Genomic DNA, 23,669 nt, shown 5'->3' with positions numbered 1-23,669 from the left:
GGACAGGGGTCTCGCCCTGGAGGGGCGGGAAAAGCTTGTGGCGGCCGAAGCACGGGGCTAAAAACCCGCCCCTGCGGGGCGGGGGGGGCGCGCCGACGGCCGGGAAAACCGCATCGCCCCTTCACGGCGGAAAACCGGCCCGCGCCGAAGGCCGGGAAACGCAGCGACGGTCACGTCACGGACGACCCACAACGCGGACGTCGCGCCAACCACCCCGGAGGGGCCACCGCACGAACCCGCCCGGAGGGCGGGCATAGGATCGTCGCGTGGCGAGGAGGGAACGGGCCGTACGCCCGGACAACAACGGCAGCGGAGGCGAACCGCTCGACCGGCCACGCCCGCGCCGCCGCGGGCAAGGCCAACTGGAGGCCCAGGTGCTGGAGGCACTGCGCCGGGCCGACGGCCCGGTCTCGGCCGCCTGGGTGCAGGAGCGACTGGGCGGCGACCTGGCCTACACGACGGTGATGACGATCCTCTCCCGGCTGCACGCCAAGGGCGCCGTCTCCCGCGACCGGGCCGGCCGCTCGTTCCTGTGGCTGCCCACCTCGGACGTCGCGGGGCTCGCCGCCCTGCGCATGCGCCGGCTGCTGGACGGGGAGGACGACCGGGGCGCGGTGCTGGCACGGTTCGTCTCCGGGCTGTCGGCGGACGACGAGCGGCTGCTGCGCGGCCTGCTGGACGAGGCCGCCCCGGACGGCCCCGCACCGGGGATCGGGCCGGACCTCGCCCCCGTATCGGAAGACCCCGCGCGCCGCCGCGCCCCCGTATCGGAAGACCCCGCGCGCGACCGCGCCCGGGGACGGAGCTGACCGTGGGCGTCTTCGTCTTCCTCCCCCTCGTGCTGCCCCTGACCGCTCTGCCCATCGCCCGCCTCGCCGAGCGGCATCTGCACCCGCGCGCCGCGACCCGGCTGCTGACGGCCGTCGGGGCCGTGCTCGCGCTGTGCAGCACGCTGTGCCTCGCGCTGCTCATGGTCGTGGGCACCGCCCAGCTGCCGGGCAATCCGCTGCCCGACAGCTGGTCCGATCCCGAGGTGCGGGCGGCCGTGCCCTGGGACGAGGTCGCCGGCAAGGCGGCGATCGTGGCCCTGGCCGCCGTGGTGGTGAGCTGCGCGGTGACGGTGCGCCGGCATGTGCGGGTGCGGTCGCGGGCGCGGCGCGCGCTCAGGGGCGTGCCGGCGCCGTCGGGGGTGGCGGTGCTGCCCGACCCGACGCCGTACGCCTACGCGCTGCCCGGCTCGCCGGGCCGCGTCGTGGTGTCGCGCGGACTGCTGGACCGCCTGGACGGCGGCGAGCGCAGAGCGCTGATCGCGCACGAGCGCACGCATCTGGCCGCCCGTCACCACCGGCTGTTGCTGATCTCGCAGCTCTCCGCCCGGGCGAACCCGTTTCTGCTGCCGCTGCGGTCGGCGGTGGCGTTCGGGGCCGAGCGGTGGGCGGACGAGGGCGCGGCGCAGGAGGTCGGTGACCGCAGGCTGACGGCCCGGGCGGTGGCCAAGGCGGCGTTGGTGTCCCGTGCCGCGGCCCCGGGGCTGGCGGCCTTCGCCGGCCCGGGCCCGGTGCCGCGGCGCGTGGCCGCGCTGCTCGGCCCGGTGCCCGCGGCCGGCCTCTGGCCGTCCGCGCCGGCGCCCGTGCTGCTGGCGACGTTCGTGGCGGCGGCCGGTACGGCGGCCTCCGCCCTGTCGTCGCTGAACGCGGCCGTCGCGCTGGTGGCCACGCTGCGGGCCGTCACGCCCCTCTGAGGGCGGTCCGGAGGCGCGTCACGCCCTCGTGCTCAGGTCGCCCGCCCCCGTGCTCAGGTCGCCGCCCCGGCGTGATGCAGGCGGTCCAGAGCGGCCAGGTCGTCCTCGGTGAGGCGCAGGGCGCCGGCGGCCACGTTGGCGGCGAGGTGCTCCGGGTCACCGGTGCCGGGGATGGCCAGCACATGCGGCCCGCGGTGCAGCGTCCAGGCCAACCGCACCTGCGCCGGGCTCACCCCGTGGGCCCGCGCGACGGCGAGCACCTCGTCGCCGTCCGTGCCGCTCGCTCCCGCCTCGCCCCCGGCGCCGGCGATCGCGTAGAACGGCACGAACGCGACCCCCTGTTCGCCGCATGCGCGCACGAACGCGTCGTGGTCGGGCCGCACCCCGAGGCCGTACTGGTTCTGTACGCAGACCACGGGCGCGATGGCCCGGGCCTCGGCGAGGTGCTCGGGGGTGACGTTGGAGAGGCCCAGGTGGCGGATGAGCCCGGCCTCCCGCAGTTCGGCCAGGGCGCCGAAGCGCTCGGCGATCGAATCGGTGCCGCGGACGCGCAGGTTCACCAGGTCGAGGTGGTCGCGGCCGAGTTGGCGCAGGTTCTCCTCCACCTGGGCGCGCAGCTGCCCGGCGGTGGTGGCGTGGGGCAGCCACTGGCCGGCCGGGTCCCGGCCCGGCCCGACCTTGGTGGCGATGACGAGGTCGTCCGGGTAGGGGGCCAGCGCCCGGTTGATGAGCTCGTTGGCGGAGCGCAGCGGCGAGAAGTAGAAGGCGGCGGTGTCGATGTGGTTCACGCCGAGCTCGACGGCGCGGCGCAGCACGGCGATCGCCTGGTCGCGGTCGCGGGGCACGGCGTCGGGGATGAGCGCCTCGCCGGTCTGCGGCAGGCGCATCGCGCCGAAGCCGATCCGGTTGACCTGCAGGTCGCCGAGGTGCCAGGTGCCCGATGCCGCCGCGGTGATCGTTTCTCTGTTCATGTCAGGGATGATCGGGGTGGGACAGGGTGTGGGGCCACTGGTTGAGGCATAGCTGAATCCTTGGGGGGACCGTGCTGGCGGAGCTGGCGTTCTCGGTGAGCGATCTGGCGCAGATGCGCTTCGCCGTGTCACCGATGTGGGAGGTCGGGCCGAGTTTCCGGCTGCTGTGCTCCGGCCGCGCGCACCCCGTGCACCGGACCTGGGCCGATCAGGTGCGGCCGCGGCTGGCGGCCGCCGGGCTCGACCGGGGCTGGCTCGCCGAACTGATCCCGCCCGAGGGGTACGTTCCCGACTTCCTCAATCCGGCGCCCGCCGGGCCGGCTCCCACGCTCGCGGAGGAGCTGGACCGGATTCGGGTCGCTCCCGCCGACCGGATACGCCGGGATCTCGACCGCCTGCGGCACGAGCAGGGGCGGCTCGGCCCCAGGGCGCGGGCCTTGTACGCGGAGCCGGAGGCCCGCGCGGTCCGGCTGGTGGAGGAGATCGAGACCTACTGGGAGCTGGCGTTGGCGCCGTACTGGGCGCGGGTGCGAGCAGTACTGGAGGCCGATGTCCTCCATCGGGCGCGGCAGGTCGCCGAGCACGGCGCGGGCCGTCTCTTCAACGCGCTGCACCCGTCGGTGAGCTGGGACGACAACGCGCTCCGGCTGGCCCGCCGGGGGCATCCGCTGTCCCGGGGGACGGCGGGCGCGGGGCTGTTGCTGATCCCCTCGGCGTTCACCGGTCCGGTCCCGTTCGTCCGCGTCACCCCGCCGGAGCCGCCGCAGCTGGCGTATCCGGCGCGCGGCACGGGCACGCTGTGGGAGCCGAGGCCGGTCACGGGGGCCAACGCCGTCGCCGCCGTGCTCGGCCGCTCGCGGACCCTGCTGCTGGCCGAGTTGGAGACCCCGGCCGCCACCACGGAACTGGCCCGGCGCACGGGGCTTTCGCCGGCGCGGGTGTCCCAGTGCCTCACCGCGCTGCGCGAGGCGGGCCTGGTCAGCGCCCACCGGGCGGGGCGCTTCGTGCTCTACGCCCGCACCTCGGTCGCCGAGTCCCTGCTGGCCGCCGCCCGCCGGCCGCTCCACGAACGGTGACCGGGCGCTTCACGAGCGATGACCGGGCGCTTCACGCGTCGCGGCCCCGGGGTCGGCCCGGAGGGGACCCGCGCCCGGCACCGGGGCATGGAACCGGTGCCGGACACGGGCCGTCGATGGCCCGGCCGCGCCGCTCGGGCGCGTACGGGTGCGCCGCTCGGGCGCGCTACGGGAGCCGCGGGAGGGAGCCGCTCGGACGGCGCGCGGTTCAGGAGGCGAGCGCCTTGGTGAGGTCGTCGACCACCGCCGAGGCCGCCAGCGGGCCGCCGCGGGTGGACCACACGGAGCCGTCGACGGTCACCACGTGGTTGTTCCGCACGGCGCCCAACTGCTGGTAGGCGGGCTTCTTCTGGACGTCCTTCAGCGCTTCCTGGGCGTCGGCCGTCAGGGTGCTCAGGAAGAGCCAGTCGCCGTCGATCTCCTGGAGCTTCTCCAGGCTCAGCGGCGGGGTGTGCGCGTTGCCGTCCTTGTCCTGGGCCTTGGGCCGCTTGAGGCCCATGTCGAGGGCGACGCCGCTGGCGAACTGCTTCTTCTCCATCCAGCTGGGGCCGTCCGGGTTCCAGCGGACGATGCTGACCTCGGCGCCCTTGTTCGCGGTGAGGCCCTCGCCCGCCTTCTTGGCCTTGGCGTCGTAGCCGGCGATGACCTCGTTGGCCTTGGCCAGCTTGTTGACGGCGTTGCCGATGCCGCGGAGGGAGAGCTTCCAGTCGTCGGTGGGCGCCATGGTGACGACGGTCGCCGGGGTGATCTCGCGCAACTGCTTGAGCATCTGCTCGTCCTGCATGTCGCCGGCGAGGATCAGGTCCGGCTTGGCGGCGATGACCTTGTCCATGACGGGCTGGAGCAGATTGCCGACGACCTTGACGTCGCGCACCCGGTCGGCGAGGTAGGCCGGGGGCTTGTCGAGCCCCTGGCCGTTGGTGATGCCGACCGGGGTGATGCCGAGCGCCAGGACGGCGTCGAGGTCCTCCTGGGTCAGCGTCACGATCCGCTGGGGCGCGGCCGGCACCTCCACGGCCTTGCCGGTGGCGTCCTTGACCGTGCGGGTGCCGCCGGCGGCCTGGTTCGCCGCCTTGTCCCCGGAGCCGGAGCCCGAGCCGGAGTCGCCGCCGGAGTCCGAGCCGCAGGCGGTGAGCAGCAGGGCGGCGGCACCGGTCACCGCGAGGAGCTGGAGTCCGCGCAGGCGGGCGGAGCGGGCGGGGGTGCTGTGCGACGGCATGGTTGAGCCTTTGCCATGAGAGGGACGGACGTGGGGCATCGGACACCCGATCAAGAGCGCGATGCCGCTTAGGTTAGCCTTACCTTATGCCTTTGTCGCACGTGGGGTCCGCACCTCCCTCGCAACCGTCCGATCACGACGACCCCTCGTCGGCAGCGCCCCGGCCCGGCCCTGACGCACCGTCCGGCCCCGGGCCGGGCCCCGGCCCCGGCCCCGGCGCACGGGACACGGAACCGCTCGGCCGGCCGCGGTCCCTCGCCCCGGCGGCGATCGCCCTCGGCCTGCTCCTCCTCGCCCTGCTGTGCGTGTCCCTGTCCGTGGGCGCGGGGGAGATCGGCCCCGGCCGCGTCCTGGACTACCTCCTCGGCCGCGGCGGCGCCCGGCAGGACGCCCGGCTGACGCTGGTGGTGCGTGATCTGCGAGTGCCCCGCACGCTGACCGCGCTGCTCGTCGGCGGCGCCCTGGGCGTCGCCGGCGCCCTGCTCCAGGCCGTGACCCGCAACCCCCTCGCCGAGACCGGCCTGCTGGGCGTCAACGCGGGCGCCTCCCTGGGCGTCGTGGTCGGCATCGCCTTCCTCGGCGTGCAGACCGCGTACGGGTATCTGGGCTGGGCCTTCGGCGGCGCCGTGGTCGCGAGCTCGCTGGTGCTGCTCATCGCCGGCGCCCGGGGCGGCGGTTCACCGATGCGGCTGGTGCTCGCGGGCTCCGCGCTGGGGGCCACCTTCGGCGGCCTGACCAGCGTCCTCATCGTCAACTCCGCCGAGGCGTACGACCGCTACCGGTTCTGGGTGCTGGGATCGCTCGCCGGCGTGGAGGGGTTCGACGCGCTGGCGCGGCTGGCGCCCGTGGTGCTGGCGGGCCTCGCCGTCGCCGCGCTCGTCCTGCGGCCGCTCTCCGCGCTGGCCCTCGGCGACGACATGGCACGGGCGCTCGGCCACCGGCCGGCGGTGGTGCGCACCGGAGCGGCGGTGGCCGTCACCCTGCTCACCGCGGCGGCGGTGGCCCTGACCGGCCCCATCTCGTTCCTGGGGCTGCTGGCGGGCTTCGCCGCGCGGGCGGTGACCGGGCCCCGGCTCGCCCCGCAGACCGTCCTGGCCGGCGGGGTCGGCGCCGCCGTACTGGTCGGCGCGGACGTGCTCGCCCGTACGGTGGCCCGGCCGTTCGAGGCACCGGTGTCCGTGATCGTGGCCCTCATCGGCGCGCCCGTACTGATCGCGGTGGTCCGCTCCCGGCGGATGGCGGCGACCGGGCTGACCGGGCCGGTCGCGGGCGAGGGCGGCAGCGGCGGAGCGACCGCCGGCCGCGGGGGCCCCTGGGCGCGCCACCGGGCCCGGCGGGCCGGCACCGACACCGCCACCGCGCCTCCGACGGCGCCCTCGTACGACCCGGCGGCCCTGGAGCGGCCCGCGGGCCATCTGCTGCTGCGCCGCGGCCCGCTGTCCCTGCTGCTGCCGCTGCGCGGCGCCCTGGTGACCGCGGTGCTCGCCGCCGTACTGTTCGCCGCCGTGGCGCTGTCGGCGTACGCGGGCCAGAGCGACCTGAGCTTCGCCCGCACCGTCGACGCGGTGCTCGGCTCGGGCGACCGGTTCGACGTCCTGCTGGTGCAGAAGTTCCGGCTGGGCCGGATCGTGGCCGGGCTGGCCGCCGGCGCCGCGCTGGGCCTGGCGGGCTGTCTCACCCAGACGCTGGCGCGCAACCGGCTGGCGACGCCCGAGCTGCTGGGCGTCAACGACGGCGCCACCGCGGCCGTACTGATCTCCGTCGCCTTCAGCGCCACGGGCACGTTCGGCGCGTGGTGGGCGGGTCCGCTCGGCGCGATGGCCGCCGTGGCCGTCGTGTCGTCCCTCTCCGGCGGGCTGGGCGCGCGCGGCCACCGGGTGCTGGTGGTGGGCCTGGCGATGTCCGCCCTGGCCTCGGCGGTCACCCAGGTGGTGCTGGCCCGGCGGTCCCTCAACTCCGCCAGCGCGCTGTACGTGTGGAGCTCGGGCAGCCTCAACGGGCGCGGCTACTCCGTGGCCGTCCCCGTACTGATCGGGCTGGCCGTACTGATCCCGCTCGCCGTCCTGGTGGCCCGCCAGCTGTCCGTACTGCGCTTCGACGACAGCGTGGCCAGCGCCCTGGGCGTGGCGCCCGCGCGCGTACGGCTGATGTGTCTGCTGCTGGCCGTGGCGCTGGCGGGGCTCGCGGTGGGCATCTGCGGCCCGGTCGGCTTCGTGGCCCTGGCCTCCCCGGTCGTGGCGAGCCGGCTGGTCGGCCCGGCGCGGGTGCCGGTGCTCGGCTCCGCGCTCGTGGGCGCGGTGCTGATCGTGCTGGCGGACACGGTCGGCCGCGTCGTCAACGAGGGCACGGAGATCCCGGTGGGGATCGTCACCACGGTCCTCGGCGGGCCCTTCCTGCTGTGGGTGCTGCTGGGCAGGTCGTCCGCGGCCCGCGTCTGAGCCACGCGCGCCCCCTTCGCACTCCGAGACACCCGATTCGTGCTCCGGGACACCCGAGACCCCCGCGACAGAGACTTTCGAGAGGACACCGATCCCCCATGCGCAGTCCCATGCTGCGGCGCCTGGCCGAGGCCGTACGAGAGGGCGACGCCCGAGCGGTGCCCGCCTTCTGGTCGTACGCCGCCACCACGGGAACGCCGCTGGTGGAGCCCGCGGACGACCCCGCGTACCGGCTGGTGACGTTCGTCCTGCGGGACGACCCCGAGCGGCCGGCCACCGATGTCCTGGCCCTGCTGCACACCGTCACCGACAAGGACCGGCACGCGGGCGATCTGACGCCGCATCTGATGGCGAAGGTGCCGGGCACCGATGTGTGGGCGATCACGCACCGGCTGCGGGCCGACCACCGCGCGTCCTACCAGTTCCATGTGGCCCGTGGCCCGCGCGCGGAAACGCTGCGCACGGACCGGGCGGCGTGGCTGGCGGTGCTGGACGGCGCCGTGCCGGACCCGCTGAACACCGAGCCGCCGCTGCCGGCCCGCGACGGCCGCCATCCGGCGTCCGTCATGTCCCTGCCCGAGGCGCCGGCCCAGCCGTGGGTCCACCGGCCGGCCGTGGACACGGCGTCGGGAACGGACGTCCGCGGCGAGGCTAGTGGCGAGGTGCGGGACGCGGAGGTCGGCGGGCGCCCGCTCCAGGTGTATCTGCCGCCCGGCCACCGGCCCGAGCACGGGCCGTACCCGGTGGCCGTCCTGCTGGACGGCGAGATGTGGGGCCAGGTGCTGGACGTGGGCACCACCCTCGACCGGCTCGTCGCCGAGCGGCGGATACCGCCGACGGTGGCGCTGCTGGTGCACACCATGGCCCCCCACGACCGGATGGCCGATCTCAGCTGCAGCGAGCCGTTCGTGGACTTCCTCGCGGACGAACTGCTGCCCTGGGCGGGGCGGACCCACGGCGCCACGCCCCAGGCCCGGCACACGGTGGTGGCGGGCCAGAGCGCCGGCGGGCTGACCGCGGCGTTCGCGGCCCTCCACCGCCCGGACCGGTTCGGCAACGCGCTCTCGCAGTCCGGCTCGTTCTGGTGGCCGGACGGCACGGAGTTCGACGCCGGCAGCGAGTGGCTCACCCGGCGCTTCGCCGTCACGGAGCGGCTGCCCGTGCGCTTCCACCTGGAGGTCGGCCTCCAGGAATGGATGCTGCTCCCCCACAACCGCCATCTGCGGAACGTGCTGGAGGCGCGGGGGTACGAGGTCTCGTACCGCGAGTTCAACGGGGGTCACGACTACGCGTGCTGGCGCGGCGGCCTGGCCGACGGCCTGGTGACCCTGCTGGGCGGCGCGCCGGGCCCGGGCCCGGGCCCGGCGGCCTGAACCCTCCCGGAACCCTCCGGCTCCCGACCCGGCGGCCCGAACCCTCCGACGCACGAGAAATGCCCCGGACCGCATTGACGGCCGGGGCATTTCTCTGCGTATATTGGATGTTTCCATGCCCGCGAAAACAGATTCTTCAGGTCGGTCTGAAATTTCCGCATTCGCGAGCATGGAAAGCTTTATGAGGCCATAATATCCGGGCGGGAGCGGAATTGTCAAACGAGGAATTGCGGCACGAGCAGGAATTCATGGATCTGCTCCACGAGCGCCTCGCCGAACTGCGGGCGGGGGCCGCCGACGCGGTGCGCGAGGCCCTCGCCCAGGACGGGCACACCTTCCAGGCCCGGCTGGAGCGCGATGTGCTGGTGGCGGAGCAGTCGGGGCTGCTCGCCGCCTTCGAGGCCGGGGAGAACGGGCTGTGCTTCGGCCGGCTGGTGTTCCGCGACGGCCGGGACCACCACATCGGCCGGATCGGCGTACGGCGCGCCGACGCGGAGCGCACCCCGCTGGTCGTCGACTGGCGGGCCGAGGTGGCGCGCCCCTTCTACCTCGCGACCGGGTACACCCCCATGGGGCTGCGCCGCCGGCGCCACATCAGCACCGAGGGCCGCCGGGTCACGGCCCTGCACGACGAGATCCTCGACCTCGCCGACACCGAGCGCACCGGGCACGAGGGCACCGACGCGGACGCCGTGCTGCTCGCCTCCCTGGACGCGGCGCGCACGGGCCGGATGCACGACATCGTGCAGACGATCCAGGCCGAGCAGGACCGGATCATCCGGGCCCCGCACCGCGGGGTCCTCGTCGTCGAGGGCGGCCCCGGCACCGGGAAGACCGTGGTGGCGCTGCACCGCGCCGCCTTCCTCCTCTACGCGCACCGCGAGCTGCTGGCCCGGCGCGCGGTGCTCGTCGTGGGGCCCAACCCGGCGTTCCTCGGCTACATCTCGGAGGTGCTGCCCTCGCTGGGCGAGACCGGCGTGCTGCTCGCCACGCCCGGGGAGCTCTTCCCCGGGGTGACCGCGACCGGCACCGACACGCCCGAGGCCGCCGAGGTCAAGGGCCGCGCCGCGATGGCCGACGCGCTGGCGCGGTTCGTCCGCGACCGGCAGAGCCTCCCCGACCCCGCGCTGGTGATCGACCACGAGGACGGCGAACTGCTGCTGGACGCGCGGATCGCGGCCGAGGCCCGGCGGCGCGCCCGCGAGACCGGGCTGCCGCACAACCTCGCCCGCCCGCACTTCGCGTTCCGTGTCATCGACGCGCTGACCGCTCAGCTGGCCGACCGGATCGGGGCGGACCCGTACGGCGGCGAGAACCTGCTCGGCCCGGACGACATCGCGCAGCTCGGCAAGGCGATCGCGACCAGCCCCCGGGTGCACTCCGCCATCGAGGAGCTGTGGCCGGCCCTCACCCCGGAGCGGCTGGTGGCCGACTTCCTCGCCGAGCCGGTGCATCTGCCGGAGGCCGACGCGGCGGCGATCCGCCGTGACGGCGGGCCGTGGACGCCCGCGGACGTGCCGCTGCTGGACGAGGCCGCGGAGTTGCTCGGCGAGGACGACTCGGCGGCACGCGCGGCGGCCGAGGCCGAGCGCCAGGAGCGGATCGCCTACGCGCAGGGCGTGCTCGACCTCTCGTACGGCTCGCGCACCCAGGAGTTCGAGGACCGCGACGACGAGGAGTCGGAGGTGCTGGCCGCGCACGACCTGGTGGACGCGGAGCGGCTCGCGGAGCGGCACGAGGAGGCCGATCACCGCAGCGCCGCCCAGCGCGCCGCCGCGGACCGCACCTGGGCGTTCGGGCACATCATCGTCGACGAGGCGCAGGAGCTGTCCGCCATGGCCTGGCGGCTGCTGATGCGCCGCTGCCCGACCCGTTCGATGACGCTGGTGGGCGACCCCGCGCAGACCGCGGAGCCGGGCGGGTGCGGCTCCTGGGAGGCGATCCTGACGCCGTACGTCGGCGACCGCTGGGAGCATGTGCGGCTCGGCGTCAACTACCGCACGCCGGCGCAGATCATGGAGGTCGCCGCGGCGGTGCTCCGGTCCGCGCACCCCTCCTTCGAGCCCCCGCGGTCGGTCCGGGCCACGGGTGAGCGCCCCTGGGCCCGGCGCACGGACGACCTCCCCGGGGCGGTGGCCGACGCCGTGGCGCGGGCGGTGGGCGGGCCGTCGCACGAGGAGGGGCCGGGCGCGGCCCGGGAGGGGGGCTCGGGCACGGCCCGGGAGGAGGGCCGGCTCGCGGTGATCGCGCCGCGCCGTCATCACGCGGCCCTGTCCGCCGCCCTGCCGGGCGCCTCGGCCGGTGTCTCGCCGGATCTGACCCGCCCGGTGGTGCTGCTCGATCCGCGACAGGCCAAGGGGCTGGAGTTCGACACGGTGATCGTGGTGGAGCCGGCGGAGTTCGGGGTGAGCGATCTCTACGTCGCGCTCACCCGGGCGACGCAGCGCCTCGGCGTGGTGCACACCGGCGCGCTGCCGCCGGGGCTGACGGGGCCGACGGCCCTGGCGGCGGAGCCGGACGCGGTGGGGGCGGCGGGCTGAGCGCCCGGACTCCAGGGGAGGCGCGGGACCGCGCGCCTCCCCCCAGGGCCCCAGGGAGGGGGAATCTCAGCCGGTGGTGCTGCGCATGACCGCGAAGCGGGCCCGCAGCGGGTCGAGGAACATGGCCACGCGGCCCACCCCGGGGACGTCGATGGCGGGGACGAACACGGTCGCGCCGCGCTCGGTGGCGGCGGCGACCGCGGCGTCGCAGTCGCGCACCTCGAAGTAGGGGTGCCAGCCGGGGCGCCAGCCGGCGGCGAGGTTGTCCGCGTTCAGCTGCATGATGGCGCCGTGCGGGCCCTGTTCGCCGTTCCCCGAGGGGGAGATGATGGAGTAGGTGTGCGCGCCGATCGGGATGTCCCAGTCGATGACCCAGGGGAAGACCGCGCGGTAGAAGTCCTTCGCCGCCGCGGAGTCGGCGGTGTACAGCTCGATCCAGGTGGCGGAGTCGGGGACGTTGGCGACCTCCAGGCCCGGGAGCGCGCCCGGCTGCCAGACGGCGAAGCGGCAGCCCGACGGGTCGGCGAAGCGCGCCGTCCGGCCGGCCCCCGGCACGTCGTACGGCGCCACCAGGACGGTGCCGCCCGCCTGTGCCACGGCCTTCGCGGTGGCGTCGGCGTCCGCGGTGCCGAAGCACACCGTCCAGGAGGCGTCGTCGCCCTCGAGGGCCGGGGGGCCGAGCCCGGCGGCGATCCGCCCGTCCAGGCGGAAGACACCGCGCCCCGGGGCGCCCGGCCCGGCCGGCCGGAACCGCCAGCCGAGCACGCCGCCGTAGAACGCCGCGGCCGCCTCCGGGTCGGGGGTGTCGAGCTCCAGCCAGTTCGGCCCGCCCGGAAGGTGCGGTGACGTCAGCATGCGAACTCCTCGGACGGGGCCGTAGGGACCCCCAGCATGGCAGGGAACGGCCCGGGCGTGCCGTGGGATTCGCCGGAGGCCGACGGCGCGCGGCCGGTACGGGTACGGCGGCGCCCGGCCGCGTACGGGTACGGTGGCGCGCCCGGCCGGCACGAGGGCCGGTGCGGCGGGGTCCGGGGCCCAGGGGGAGGTCAGCGGGCGTCGACGAGGAGGACCGCCCCGTGGAGCGCCGCCAGGGCGAGGGAGAACGTGACGGTGGCCAGGAGCAGCCGCCGGCGCAGCGCCTCGTACCGTTCGGCGTACTCCCTCCGCAGGGCCCGGCAGCGGTCGGCGACCTGTTCCAGCGCCGCGCGGGCGGTGGCGAGGCGGTCGTCGACGCAGAGCAGGACCACTTCCCGGCGCTGGGCGGCCGTCAGCCAGGGCATGCGGTCGGCGAACGCCTCCGCGTGGGCGCGGGCGCGGTCGGTCTCGGCGTGCCAGAGCAGATAGCCCTCGAGCCGGGCGATGCCGGCCGCGGCGCTCTCGTCCCGGGGCGGTACGGGCCGGCCGGGGCTCACCGCTCGTCGTCCTCGGAGAGGGGCCGGGCGACTCCCCTGCCCGCCTCCACCACGTCCCGGCGGCCGACGTTCTCCTCCTGGTCGAGGGCGGCGATCCGCGGGTGGTGGAGGTCGAAGGCCGGGGACTCGGAGCGCACCCGGGGCAGGCAGAGGAAGTTGTGGCGGGGCGGGGGGCAGCTGGTGGCCCACTCCAGGGAGCGGCCGTAGCCCCAGGGGTCGTCGACGTCCAGCCGGTCGGCGTACTTGGCGGTCCACCACACGTTGTAGAGGAACGGCAGGGTGGAGAGCCCCAGCAGGAAGGAGCCGATGGTGGAGACGGTGTTGAGGGCGGTGAAGCCGTCGGAGGCCAGATAGTCGGCGTAGCGGCGCGGCATTCCCTCCACGGCGACCCAGTGCTGGACGAGGAAGGTGGTGTGGAAGCCGACGAACAGGCTCCAGAAGTGGATCTTTCCGATGCGTTCGTCGAGCAGGGTGCCGGTGAACTTGGGCCACCAGAAGTAGAAGCCGCCGAACATCGCGAAGACGACGGTGCCGAAGACCACGTAGTGGAAGTGGGCGACCACGAAGTAGGTGTCGGTGACGTGCCAGTCGAGCGGCGGGGAGGCCAGCAGCACCCCGGTCAGCCCGCCGAAGAGGAAGGTCACCAGGAATCCGGTGGCCCACAGCATCGGGGTCTCGAAGCTCAGTGAGCCCTTCCACATGGTGCCGATCCAGTTGAAGAACTTCACTCCGGTCGGCACGGCGATGAGGAAGGACATGAAGGCGAAGAACGGCAGCAGCACGGCGCCGGTGGGGAACATGTGGTGGGCCCACACGGTGACCGAGAGCCCGGTGATGGAGACGGTGGCGGCGATCAGGCCGACATAGCCGAAGATCGGTTTGCGGCTGAACACCGGAATGATCTCGGTGATGACGCCGAAGAACGGCAGGGCGAGGATGTAGACCTCGGGGTGGCCGAAGAACCAGAAGAGGTGCTGCCACAGCAGGGGGCCGCCGTTGGCGGGGTCGTAGATGTGCGCCCCGAACTTGCGGTCGATCTCCAGGGCGAAGAGCGCGGCGGCCAGCACGGGGAACGCCAGCAGCACCAGCACGCTGGTGAGCAGGATGTTCCAGGTGAAGATCGGCATGCGGAACATCGTCATCCCGGGGACCCGCATGCAGATGATCGTGGTGATGAAGTTGACCGCGCCGAGGATGGTGCCGAAGCCGGAGAAGGCCAGGCCCATGATCCACATGTCGGCGCCGACGCTCGGCGAGTGGACGCTGTCCGACAGCGGCGTATAGGCGAACCAGCCGAAGTCGGCGGCGCCGTCGGGGGTGAGGAAGGCGCCGACCGCGATGAGCGAGCCGAAGAGGTAGAACCAGTAGGCCAGCATGTTCAGCCGGGGGAAGGCCACATCGGGGGCGCCGATCTGCAGCGGCATGATGGCGTTGGCGAAGCCGGCGAACATGGGCGTGGCGAACATCAGCATCATGATCGTGCCGTGCATGGTGAACGCCTGGTTGTACTGCTCGTTCGACATGATCTGCAGGCCCGGGCGCGCCAGCTCGGCCCGCATCACCAGGGCCATCACCCCGGCGAGCAGGAAGAACAGGAACGCCGTCACCATGTACAGCGTGCCGATCTTCTTGTGGTCGGTGGTGGTCAGCCAGGCGACGGCCACGGCCCCGGGGGTCCGCTTCCTGACCACCGGTTCGGACGGTGCCTCGACTGATGACATGCCACCGTTTCCCTTCGCTGCCCGCGCGCCCCGCGCCCCCTGTTGATAGCGCGCGGCACGGGGCGCGCGCCCGCTTTGGACCGCCCGTGGGCGTGGCCCGCCGGCGCGCCGGGCGGGACTACGCCTGGCCGGCCCCGGGGCGCGGGTCACCAGAACTGGGCGAGGGCGCCTTCCTTGAACGGGGCGGGGCTGACGCTGAGGTCACCGGCGAAGGGCCGGTCGAGCACCAGGACCAGCAGCAGGCTGAAGCCGATCAGTGCCGCGACCGAGGCGACGAACAGCAGCCGCACGGCGCGCCGGCGATTGCCGTAGAGGAAGGTGAGCGGCAGGATCACCAGCGCGCCGCCGAAGACGAGGGCCTGGAGGAGTATCGGGAGCTGCTGGGAGCTCTGGGTGATGCGGGCCCGCCGCTGGGCCACCACGTCGTTGAGGCTGAGCAGGGTCTGTTCGTAGAACGCCCGCTGGGCCTCGGTGGCCGGCTCGTACCGCTGGAGCACGTCGTAGACGCGGTCCAGCTTCGAGGCCGTCGCGCCGTAGTCCGCCTCGCCCCGGCGCATCAGCGGCCACTGCTGTTCCACCACGCCGTGCACATACGCGCCCATGGCCTCGGTGATCTCCTCCCGCTGCTCGCGCGGGAAGACCCGGACGTTCCGCACTATCTGCGCAACATCGGTGGCCTCGGTCGCCACCACCGCCTGGGCGGTCTCCATCTGGGCCCAGAGGGTGACGATCACAAAGGCGAGGATGATGCCGTAGATCGCGCCGAACATGCCGAGCAGCACCCCGACCATGTCGTTGTGCTCGCCCTCGGAGAGGAAGGGGAATCTGCGGTGGGTCAGCGCGCTGCCGGCGACCGCGAGGCAGACGATGCCGCCGACGATCGCCACGGCCAGGGTGAGGGTCGAGAACGTGTTGAGCAGCCACACTTGCACGGCGACCTCCCGGGGCTGAGGACTGCACCGTGGCACGGCGCGGCTCCCCGGTGGCGGCGGCGGGGGCCGGAGCACCCGAAGGAGTGGGAGCGCGGTGCGGTCGTCACCGCCGCGGGTGGCCCGCCGCGCCGCGCGCCGGTCCGCCGGGAGGTGCGGCGGGTCCGTCAGGAGGTGCGGCGCAGCGGGCCCCAGGCGCCGCGCTGGCGGGCGACCTCGTCCTGCGCCTCGTCGATCACCGCCGGGGCGATCCAGGCGATCGGCCGCACCTCGCGGACGAGGGGCTCGTTGTCCGGGCCGCGGCCGACCTCGCGCCCGCGCAGGACCCACGGCCGGACGCCGGGCCCCTTGTCCCGGCGCAGATGGCAGTAGTCGTACAGCCGCCGGGCGACCCACAGCCGCAGCGGCCGCTCGGCCCACCACGGCTCCAGGTCCAGGGCGTTGACCGACAGGCCCGGCAGGGGCACGCCCGTGAGGTCGTCCGTGCTCGCCACGTCCCGCAGATCGGCCTCGGGCCCGCGTGACCAGCGGACGTAGAGCCCGCGCTCGGCGTCGGCGAGGGCGACCAGCTCTTCGAGGGAGGCGAGCAGGGGCATCTCGTACGGGGCGGTCATGCCGGTCGATCACTCCTTCGGTGCGGGGTGGCGCGCGTCCGCGCCGGGCCCCGGAGGGGCGCTCGCCCCGAACCGATGGCCACCGGCGCGTCCGTGTCACCTGTCATCCGCATCAGCCTGCCATTCGCGCGCCCCCGGAGCGAGCCGGGCGGCCCCGGGCCCCGTCAGCCGCCGGCGCGCGTGGCGGGCACCGGCGCCCCGGCCGCCCCGGGCTCGGCCCGCCGGTGCTCCGCGGACTCCTCCGACGCTCCGGGTTCCGCCGCGCCCAACTCCGGCTCCTCCGGTTCCGGCGCGCCCTGCCCCGACTCACCCGGTTCCGGCGCGCCCGGTGGCGGTGGCGGCGGGCCGGGCGCCTCGGCCGGCAGCCGCAGCGCGACGGCCGCGCCCACCGCCACCAGCGCCGCGGTGAGCAGGATGGCCGCCTGGTACGGCCGGTGGGACGCGTACGGCAGGGCCGCGGCCGCCGTGCCGTGCGCCCCCGCGCCGGCGCTGCCCAGCGCCCCGACCACCGCGGCCGTCGCGGCGATCCCGAGCGCCCCGCCCAGCGTCCGTACGATCGTGAACAGGCCCATCGCCTGGCTCATGGCCGGGGGCGGCACCTCGGCGAAGCCCGCGATCTGGACGGTGAGCACCGCCGTGCCGAGCACCAGCCCGACGCAGAACATCAGCGCGCGAACCGCCCAGGCGTGCCCCGCCACCTCCGGCACCGCGAGCGCCGCGAAGACCGGGGCGGCGAGCAGCAGCGCCGGCACGGCCAGCCGGCGCGGGCCCAGCCGGGGCAGCAGGGCGTCGACGGCCCGGGAGGCGAGCATCAGCCCGAGCGCCTCGGGGAAGACGCTCAGCCCGGCGTCGAGGGCCGAGCCCCCGAGCACCGCCTGGTGGAGCAGCGGGAAGACGAACAGGACGCCCATCAGGCCCGCGGAGGTGGTCAGGGCGAGCACCGTCGCCGACCCGAACACCGGATCGCGCAGCAGCCGCAGCCGCAGCAGCGGCTCGGCCGCCCGGCTCTGGTGGACGACCGCGGCGATCAGCAGGGCGGCGCCGGCCGCGCCGGCGGCCACGACGGGCGGCGCGCCCCAGCCGTGCGAGGGCCCGAAGCCGAGGGCGTAGGTGAGCAGGCCCAGGGCGGGGGTGGCGAGCAGGAAGCCCGCCGTGTCGAAGGGGCCGGCCGGCTCCTTCGCGGGGCCACGGACCGCGATCAGGCCGAGGAGGACGGCGGCGGCGCCGATGGGCACATTGACGTAGAACAGCCAGTGCCAGGAGAGGTGTTCGGTGAGCAGCCCGCCGAGCGGCGGGCCGAGGGCCGGCATCAGGGCGGTCGGCACGATCAGCACCTTGGCCAGCCGGGTCCGCTCCTCGGGCGCGAAGGTGCGGAAGAGCAGGCTCATGCCCACCGGGGTGAGGAGCCCGCCGGCGAGCCCCTGGACGACCCGGGCCACCACCAGCGCGGTGAGCCCCTGGGACAGCCCGCAGGCGGCCGAGGCGGCGGTGAAGGCAGCGAGCGCGCCCAGGAAGACGCGCTTGGTGCCGAACCGGTCGCCCAGCCAGCCCGCCACCGGCAGGGCCGCGGCGAGGCTGACCAGAAAGGCGGTCTCGACGGTGTTGGCGGCGGTGACCGGCTCGCCGAAGTCCCGGGCGATGGTCAGCAGGGCGGGGTTGACGATCGTCGAGTCGAGGCCGTTCATGCACATGGCGGCCGTGTAAACGATCACCACGGCGGCCGGTCAGCGAGCGGGGCACAGATCCGTCCAGTTCTCGGTGATCCAGTCGAGGGCCGGCTGCCGCTCGCAGGGCCCGTGCACAGGCGTCCAGCCCGCGGGCACCGCCGCGAAGCAGGGCCACAGCGAGTGCTGCCCCAGGTCGTTGACGAGCACGAGGAACGCGCCGTCGCCGTCGAACGGGTTGGCGGGGGTGTCGGTCACGGCTGCTTCTTCTCCAGGTGTTCGGTGACGACGCGGGCGATGTGCGCCAGCGGCTCGGGGAGGGTCATGTCCTTGTGGGAGCAGGCCACGTCGGTGCTGTCGATGCGCCCGGTGACGTACGGCGCCCAGGTGTCGGGGGTGAGGGTGTCGTCGAGCGTGTCGACGGTGGCGCGGAAGAACAGCACGTCGCCGTCGAAGACGCGGTGGTCGTAGCCGCGCACCAGGTGGTTGGTGTTGAGGTAGATGTCGTTCAGCGCCTCGATGGTGGCCGCGTCGAGACCGGCCAGCGGGCTGCCCTCGCGGCGCAGCACCTCGGTGACGGCGGCGAGCTCCAGCGGTGCGCCGCCCAGGGCCTCCGGCCCGTGGCCGCCCATGGTCAGCAGCGCCTCCAGGGCCTCCGCCTGGTCCGGGACCGGCAGGTCCCGGAACCCCTCGGCGGGGTAGGCGTCGAGGATGGCCAGCAGGGAGACCTCCTGGCCCAGCTCCTGGAGCCGGGTGGCCACGGCGTGGGCGATGATGCCGCCGGTGGACCAGCCGAGCAGGCGGTACGGGCCCTGCGGCTGGACCTCGCGCATCCGGTCGACGTAGCCGGCCGCGAGCTCCTCCAGGGTCTCCGGCAGCGGCAGGCCGGCCGTGGCCCGGCCGACGCCCCGCGCCTGGAGGCCGTACAGCGGCACCCGGGCCGGCACGGTGCGCATCAGCCCGGCGTAGCACCAGCTCAGTCCGCCCGCCGGGTGGACGCAGAACAGCGGTGGGGTGTCGCCGCCGGCCGGGGCGGGGCGCAGCGGCAGCAGGACGTCCAGCGCGTCCGGGGCGTCGGGGGCACCGGCCCGGCCGTCGACGGCCGTGGCGAGGGCGGCGACGGTGGGCGCCTGGAAGAGGGTGGCGATGCCGATGTCGGCGCCGAGGGCGGCGCGGACGCGGGCGACCAGGCGCACGGCGAGCAGCGAGTGGCCGCCGAGGTCGAAGAAGTTGTCGTCGACCCCCACCGCGGGCAGGCCGAGCACCTCGGCGAACAGCGCGCACAGCTGTTCCTCGCGGGGGCCGCGCGGCAGCCGGCCGCCACCGGCCGCAGGCCGGTCGGGCGCGGGCAGCGCGGTCCGGTCGAGCTTGCCGTTGGCCGTCAGGGGCAGCCGGTCGAGCAGCACGACGGCCGAGGGGACCATGTGGGCGGGCAGCCGGGTGGCGGTGTGCTCGCGCAGCGCGGCGGCCGTGGCCCCGCCGTCGCCGGGGGCGCGGGCCGGGACGGCGTAGCCGATCAGCCGCTTGTCGCCGGGCGTGTCCTCGCGGACCACGACGGCCGCGTCCGCGACGTCCGGGTGGTCGGCCAGGGCGGCCTGGATCTCGCCGAGTTCGATCCGGAAGCCGCGGACCTTGACCTGGTGGTCGGCGCGCCCGATGTAGTCGAGTCCGCCGTCCGGGCGGCGGCGCGCCAGGTCGCCGGAGCGGTACATGCGGGTGCCGCGCCCGCCGAAGAGATGGGCGTACGGGTCGGCGACGAAGCGGCCGGCGGTGAGGTCCGGGCGGCCGAGGTAGCCGCGGGCCAGGCCCTCCCCCGCCACGTACATCTCGCCGGTGACGCCCGGCGGGACGGGCCGCAGCCGCTCGTCGAGCACATAGATCCGCAGGTCGGGGATGTTGACGCCGATGAGGCTGCGGCTGCCGGCGGTGGCCGCGGCGGCGCGGTCGAGCGCCACGTGCGACACGTGCACCGTGGTCTCGGTGATGCCGTACATGTTGACGAGGGTGGGGGCGTCGTCCGCGTGCCGCCGGTACCAGTCCTCCAGCCGCGCGGTCTCCAGGGCCTCGCCGCCGAAGACGACGTACCGCAGGGCGAGCTCGGCGCCGGGCCGCTCGCGGTCGGCCGCGGCGAGCTGGTGGAAGGCGGAGGGGGTCTGGTTGAGGACGGTGACCCGCTCGCGGACGAGGAGGTCCAGGAAGGCGGCCGGGTCCCGGCTGACGAGGTGGGGGACGACGACGAGCCGGCCGCCGTGCAGCAGCGCTCCCCACAGCTCCCAGACGGAGAAGTCGAAGGCGTAGGAGTGGAAGAGCGTCCAGACGTCGTCGGGCCCGAAGCGGAACCAGGGGTCGGTGGCGGTGAAGAGCCGTACGACGTTGTGGTGGGTGACGGCGACGCCCTTGGGGCGGCCGGTGGAGCCGGAGGTGTAGATGACGTAGGCGGTGTCGTCCGGGCGCGGCGGCCGGGGCGGGTGGGCGGTGCCGGTGGCGGCCGCGGTGGCCTCCGGGGCGGTGCGCGGGGCGTCGGTGAGGATCACCGGGAGCCGGTGGGCGGGGAGCCGGCCGGCGGTCGCGGTGTCGGTGACCACGGCGGCGGGGGCCGCGTCGTCGAGCATGTACGCCAGCCGGTCGGCGGGGTAGTCGGGGTCCAGCGGCAGATAGGCGGCGCCCGAGGTGACCACCGCGAGCAGGCCCACGACGAGGTCGAGGGAGCGGGGCAGGGCGAGGGCGACGATCGCGCCGGGGCCGATGCCGCGCGAGGTGAGGTCGCGGGCGAGCCGGTCGGCGCGGTCCCGCAGTTCGGCGTAGGTGAGGGAGGCGCCCTCGCAGGTGACGGCGGTGGCGTCGGGGGCGCGGCGGGCCGCGCGGGCGAACAGCTCGGGCAGGGTGCGCAGTGCCGCGGTGTCCGCGGCCGGACCGGGCGTGTCGGCGCCGGCGGCCCGGACGGGCGTGTCGCCACCCGCGGTGTGACCGGTCGTACCGCCTTCGGGACCGCTGCCCGCCGCCCCACCGGGCGTGTTGCAGTCCACGACGGCCCACCGCTCCTCCGCCTCGCTCATCAGCGGCAGGTCGGCGAGCCGGGTGTCGGGGGCGTCGGCCACGGCGGTGAGCAGCCGGGTGAGCCGGTCGACGAGGGCGCGGACGGTGGCGCGGTCGAAGAGGTCCGTGCGGTACTCCAGGAAGCCCGCGATGCCGCCGTCCGCGCGCTCCCCCGCGTTCAGGGTGAGGTCGAACTTGGCGGTGCCGGTCGGCACGGCCGTCATCCGGGCCGTCAACTCACCCATGGCGAACGCGGCGTCGGGCAGCGACTGCCAGGCGATCATCACCTGGAACAGCGGGTGCCGGGCGAGCGAGCGGGGCGGGTTGAGCTCCTCCACGAGCCGGTCGAAGGGCAGGTCGCCGTGGTCGTACGCGGCGAGGTCGGTGGCCCGCACCCGCTCCAGGAGCGTACGGAAGGTGGGGTCGCCGGAGGTGTCGGTGCGCAGCACCAGGGTGTTGACGAAGAAGCCGACGAGATCGGCGGTCGCGTCGTCGTCCCGGCCGGCCACCGGCGTGCCCAGCGGGATGTCCGTGCCGCAGCCGTGCCGGGTGAGCAGGGCGGCGAGCCCCGCCTGGACGGTCATGAAGACGCTGGTGCCGGTGGCGCGGGCGAGCCGGGCCAGGGCGGCGTGCGCGGCCGCGTCCAGCGCGAAGGGGACGGTGTCGCCGTCGGTCCCGGCCACGGCGGGCCGGGGGCGGTCGAGCGGCAGCTCCAACTGGTCGGGCAGGCCGGCCAGTGCCCGCTTCCAGTGGTCCAGTTGGCGGCGCGCCTCGTCGCTGGGCCGTTCCGCCGTGCCCAGCAGCCGGGCCTGCCACGCGGTGTGGTCGTCGCAGGTCAGGGGCAGCGCGGGCAGTTCGGGCGCGCGGCCGGCGGCGCGCGCGGCGTAGGCGGCGGCCAGGTCGCGGGCGAGCGGTGTGGTGGACGCGCCGTCACCGGCGATGTGGTGCAGCAGGAGCAGCAGGGTGTGGCGCCGGTCGCCGTCGGTGAACAGGGTGACCCGCAGCGGGGGTTCGGCGGCGAGGTCGAAGCGGTGGCGCACCGCGTCGGCCAGCAGCGCGTCGCTCTCCTCCGGGCGGGCCACGGTGACGACGCGCGGCTCGGGGCGGGCCGCGTCCGGGGGCAGCACGCTCCGGTAGGGCTCGCCGGCGCGGGTGCGGGCGTACGAGTCGGTGCCGCTGCCGGCGTCCACAGTGGTGCCCGCGTCGTACGCGTCGTCCACCGGAGCCTCGTCGTCCGCGCGGTAGACCGTGCGCAGGCTCTCGTGGCGGGCGGTGAGATCCGCCAGCGCCTCGCGCAGGGCGTCGCGGTCGAGAGGGCCGTCGAGGGTGAGGACGAGCGGAATGTTGTACGTGGCGCTCGGCCCTTCCAGCCGGTGCAGGAACCACAGGCGCTGCTGGGCCGGGGACAGCGGGGCGCGCTCGCCCGGCCGGGGCCGCGCCACCGGCACCAGGGGCGGCCGGCCGGACGCCTCCGCGGCGGCGCCCCGCAGCCGCGCGGCGAGGGCCGCGGGGGTCGGGGCGCGGAAGACGTCCGCGAGCGTCACCGGCGTGCCGAACACCTCGCGCAGGCGGGCGGCGAGGCGGCCGGCGAGCAGCGAGTGGCCGCCGAGGTCGAAGAAGTCGGCGCCGGTGGGCGGCGCGTGCGGCAGGTCGAGCACGGCGGCGAAGAGGCCGCGGACGATCTCCTCCTGGGGGGTGGCCGACCGGGTGCCGGCGGGGTCGACCGAGGTGAGGGCCTCGGCGGCCTCGGCGGCGAGGTCCGGCTCGGGGAGGGCGGCGTGGTCGAGCTTGTCGTTGGCGGTGCGGGGGAGGCGGTCGAGGAGGACGACGGCGCTCGGCACCATATGGGCGGGGAGGCGCGCCGCGAGGTGGGCGCGGAGCGCGGCGCCGGTCAGGGCCTCGCCCGCGACGGCGGGCGGGGTGGGCTCGACGCCGGCCGCCACCGCCACCGCGGCCGCGCCACGGGCCGGGGTGGGGACCGCGTAGGCGATCAGGCGGGGGCCGTGCGGGCCCGGGCGGGCGACGACCGCGGCCTGCGAGACGTCCGGATGGTCCGTCAGAGCGGCCCGGATCTCGCCCGGCTCGATGCGGAAGCCGCGGATCTTCACCTGGTCGTCGGCCCGGCCGAGGAACTCCAGCGTGCCGTCGGGGCGGCGCACCACGCGGTCGCCCGTGCGGTACATCCGCTCCCCCGCCGCGAACGGGTCGGCGACGAAGCGCTCGGCCGTGAGGTCGGGGCGGCCGAGGTAGCCGCGGGCCAGGCAGGCGCCGGCCACGTACAGCTCGCCGGGGACGCCGGGCGGCGACGGCCGCAGACAGCCGTCGAGGACGTACAGGCGCGAGCCGCGCACGGGCAGGCTCGTCGCGGCGGGCCGCTCGGGCGTCGACCCGGGGGCCGGCAGCCGGTAACAGGCGTCGACCGTGGTCTCGGTGGGACCGTACAGGTCGACCGGCCAGACACCTTCGGTGGCGGCCAGGCGCCGCCACAGGTCGTCGGGGACCGGCTCGCCGCCGACGACGATCACGGCGGGCCGGTGGCGCCCCTCGTCCAGCAGGCCCTCGGCGATCAGCGCCTGGGCGTAGGAGGGGGTGACGTCGAGGCAGTCGACGCGGTGGGCGTCGAGGTAGGCCGTCAGCGCGGCCGGGTCGCGGTAGGTGGCGTCGTCGAGGATGTGCAGCTCATGGCCGTGGACCAGCCACAGCAGCGGGTCCCAGGAGGCGTCGAAGGCGAACGAGGCGCTGTGGGCGATCCGCAGCCGGGCCGCGCCGGTGCGCTCCAGGGCGGGCGCGATGAGGTCGGTGCCGTGGCCGGCGTGGAGGTTGGCGAGCGAGGCGTGGGTGACCACGACGCCCTTGGGCCGGCCGGTGGAGCCGGAGGTGTGGAGGATGTACGCGGCCTGTCCCGGGGCGGGCGGGGGCGCCGGCGCGTGGTGGG

General features: G+C 75.4%; 16 protein-coding genes. 6 read left to right on the top strand and 10 right to left on the bottom strand.

Going from position 1 to position 23,669, the window contains the following annotated elements; all coding sequences use genetic code 11:
• The first annotated feature begins 362 nt into the window (after positions 1–362).
• Together ACSNOD_RS11815 and ACSNOD_RS11810 are read left to right on the top strand one after the other, a co-directional pair.
• Positions 363–809, top strand: a complete 447-nt coding sequence (locus tag ACSNOD_RS11815) for a BlaI/MecI/CopY family transcriptional regulator (protein WP_436766811.1) — start codon at positions 363–365, stop codon at positions 807–809.
• Positions 810–811: 2 nt separating this feature from the next.
• Positions 812–1,741 (top strand): M56 family metallopeptidase, encoded by a 930-nt coding sequence (locus ACSNOD_RS11810; RefSeq protein ID WP_436766809.1) that lies wholly within the window; start codon positions 812–814, stop codon positions 1,739–1,741.
• A 53-nt stretch (positions 1,742–1,794) separates the two neighbouring features.
• On the opposite strand, the gene ACSNOD_RS11805 is transcribed toward ACSNOD_RS11810, so the two are convergent.
• On the bottom strand, positions 1,795–2,712 hold the full coding sequence (locus ACSNOD_RS11805; RefSeq protein ID WP_436766808.1) for an oxidoreductase: 918 nt from the start codon (positions 2,710–2,712) through the stop codon (positions 1,795–1,797).
• Between the two features lie 71 nt (positions 2,713–2,783).
• On the opposite strand from ACSNOD_RS11805, the gene ACSNOD_RS11800 reads away from it, so the two are divergent.
• Positions 2,784–3,788 carry a DUF5937 family protein gene (locus ACSNOD_RS11800; protein ID WP_436766807.1) on the top strand — a complete coding sequence of 335 codons (1,005 nt, stop codon included), beginning with the start codon at positions 2,784–2,786 and terminating at the stop codon, positions 3,786–3,788.
• Between the two features lie 208 nt (positions 3,789–3,996).
• Here the strand turns inward: ACSNOD_RS11800 and ACSNOD_RS11795 are convergent, their stop codons facing one another.
• Positions 3,997–5,007 (bottom strand): ABC transporter substrate-binding protein, encoded by a 1,011-nt coding sequence (locus ACSNOD_RS11795; RefSeq protein WP_436766806.1) that lies wholly within the window; start codon positions 5,005–5,007, stop codon positions 3,997–3,999.
• Positions 5,008–5,093: 86 nt separating this feature from the next.
• Here ACSNOD_RS11795 and fhuB point away from each other — a divergent pair, with 86 nt between their 5' ends.
• The 3 genes from fhuB (at position 5,094) to ACSNOD_RS11780 (ending at position 11,358) form a co-directional block, all read left to right on the top strand.
• A complete protein-coding gene (gene fhuB, locus ACSNOD_RS11790; RefSeq protein ID WP_436766805.1) occupies positions 5,094–7,445 on the top strand; it encodes a Fe(3+)-hydroxamate ABC transporter permease FhuB in 2,352 nt (783 codons plus the stop codon).
• 98 nt (positions 7,446–7,543) lie between these two features.
• Positions 7,544–8,818 carry an enterochelin esterase gene (fes, locus tag ACSNOD_RS11785; RefSeq protein ID WP_436766804.1) on the top strand — a complete coding sequence of 425 codons (1,275 nt, stop codon included), beginning with the start codon at positions 7,544–7,546 and terminating at the stop codon, positions 8,816–8,818.
• 227 nt (positions 8,819–9,045) lie between these two features.
• The gene (locus tag ACSNOD_RS11780; RefSeq protein ID WP_436766810.1) at positions 9,046–11,358 is read left to right on the top strand and encodes a HelD family protein; all 2,313 of its coding nucleotides are present in this window, start codon (positions 9,046–9,048) and stop codon (positions 11,356–11,358) included.
• A gap of 66 nt (positions 11,359–11,424) precedes the next feature.
• On the opposite strand, the gene ACSNOD_RS11775 is transcribed toward ACSNOD_RS11780, so the two are convergent.
• The 8 genes from ACSNOD_RS11775 to ACSNOD_RS11740 form a co-directional block, all read right to left on the bottom strand.
• Positions 11,425–12,213: a VOC family protein gene (locus tag ACSNOD_RS11775; protein WP_436766803.1), complete on the bottom strand. Its 789-nt coding sequence runs from the start codon at positions 12,211–12,213 to the stop codon at positions 11,425–11,427.
• Positions 12,214–12,404: 191 nt separating this feature from the next.
• The gene (locus ACSNOD_RS11770) at positions 12,405–12,770 is read right to left on the bottom strand and encodes a hypothetical protein (protein WP_436766802.1); all 366 of its coding nucleotides are present in this window, start codon (positions 12,768–12,770) and stop codon (positions 12,405–12,407) included.
• The gene (gene ctaD / locus ACSNOD_RS11765) at positions 12,767–14,491 is read right to left on the bottom strand and encodes an aa3-type cytochrome oxidase subunit I (protein WP_436766801.1); all 1,725 of its coding nucleotides are present in this window, start codon (positions 14,489–14,491) and stop codon (positions 12,767–12,769) included. Before ctaD ends, ACSNOD_RS11770 begins: the two co-directional genes overlap by 4 nt.
• Positions 14,492–14,637: 146 nt before the next feature.
• A complete protein-coding gene (locus ACSNOD_RS11760; RefSeq protein ID WP_436766800.1) occupies positions 14,638–15,423 on the bottom strand; it encodes a DUF4239 domain-containing protein in 786 nt (261 codons plus the stop codon).
• A 164-nt stretch (positions 15,424–15,587) separates the two neighbouring features.
• Positions 15,588–16,034, bottom strand: coding sequence for a DUF6098 family protein (locus ACSNOD_RS11755; protein ID WP_436766799.1), 447 nt, complete (start codon positions 16,032–16,034; stop codon positions 15,588–15,590).
• Between the two features lie 164 nt (positions 16,035–16,198).
• Positions 16,199–17,749: a DHA2 family efflux MFS transporter permease subunit gene (locus ACSNOD_RS11750; RefSeq protein ID WP_436766798.1), complete on the bottom strand. Its 1,551-nt coding sequence runs from the start codon at positions 17,747–17,749 to the stop codon at positions 16,199–16,201.
• Between the two features lie 9 nt (positions 17,750–17,758).
• Positions 17,759–17,956 carry an MbtH family protein gene (locus ACSNOD_RS11745; protein ID WP_436766797.1) on the bottom strand — a complete coding sequence of 66 codons (198 nt, stop codon included), beginning with the start codon at positions 17,954–17,956 and terminating at the stop codon, positions 17,759–17,761.
• On the bottom strand, positions 17,953–23,669 hold a 5,717-nt coding region (locus tag ACSNOD_RS11740), incomplete at its 5' end, for an amino acid adenylation domain-containing protein (RefSeq protein ID WP_436766796.1). The genes ACSNOD_RS11740 and ACSNOD_RS11745, both read right to left, overlap by 4 nt.

It is taken from the genome of Streptomyces sp. URMC 123, from assembly GCF_051386515.1.
Taxonomy (GTDB): Bacteria; Actinomycetota; Actinomycetes; order Streptomycetales; family Streptomycetaceae; genus Streptomyces.
Note: the sequence above shows the minus strand (reverse complement) of the source record. Positions and strands in the feature narration are given on the sequence as shown.

Coding starts and splice junctions, on each gene's coding strand:
- ACSNOD_RS11805 (WP_436766808.1), bottom strand. CDS start 2,712: ATGAACAGAGAAACGATCACCGCGGCGGCATCGGGCACCTGGCACCTC.
- ACSNOD_RS11795 (WP_436766806.1), bottom strand. CDS start 5,007: ATGCCGTCGCACAGCACCCCCGCCCGCTCCGCCCGCCTGCGCGGACTC.
- fhuB (WP_436766805.1), top strand. CDS start 5,094: ATGCCTTTGTCGCACGTGGGGTCCGCACCTCCCTCGCAACCGTCCGAT.
- fes (WP_436766804.1), top strand. CDS start 7,544: ATGCGCAGTCCCATGCTGCGGCGCCTGGCCGAGGCCGTACGAGAGGGC.
- ACSNOD_RS11775 (WP_436766803.1), bottom strand. CDS start 12,213: ATGCTGACGTCACCGCACCTTCCGGGCGGGCCGAACTGGCTGGAGCTC.
- ctaD (WP_436766801.1), bottom strand. CDS start 14,491: ATGTCATCAGTCGAGGCACCGTCCGAACCGGTGGTCAGGAAGCGGACC.
- ACSNOD_RS11755 (WP_436766799.1), bottom strand. CDS start 16,034: ATGACCGCCCCGTACGAGATGCCCCTGCTCGCCTCCCTCGAAGAGCTG.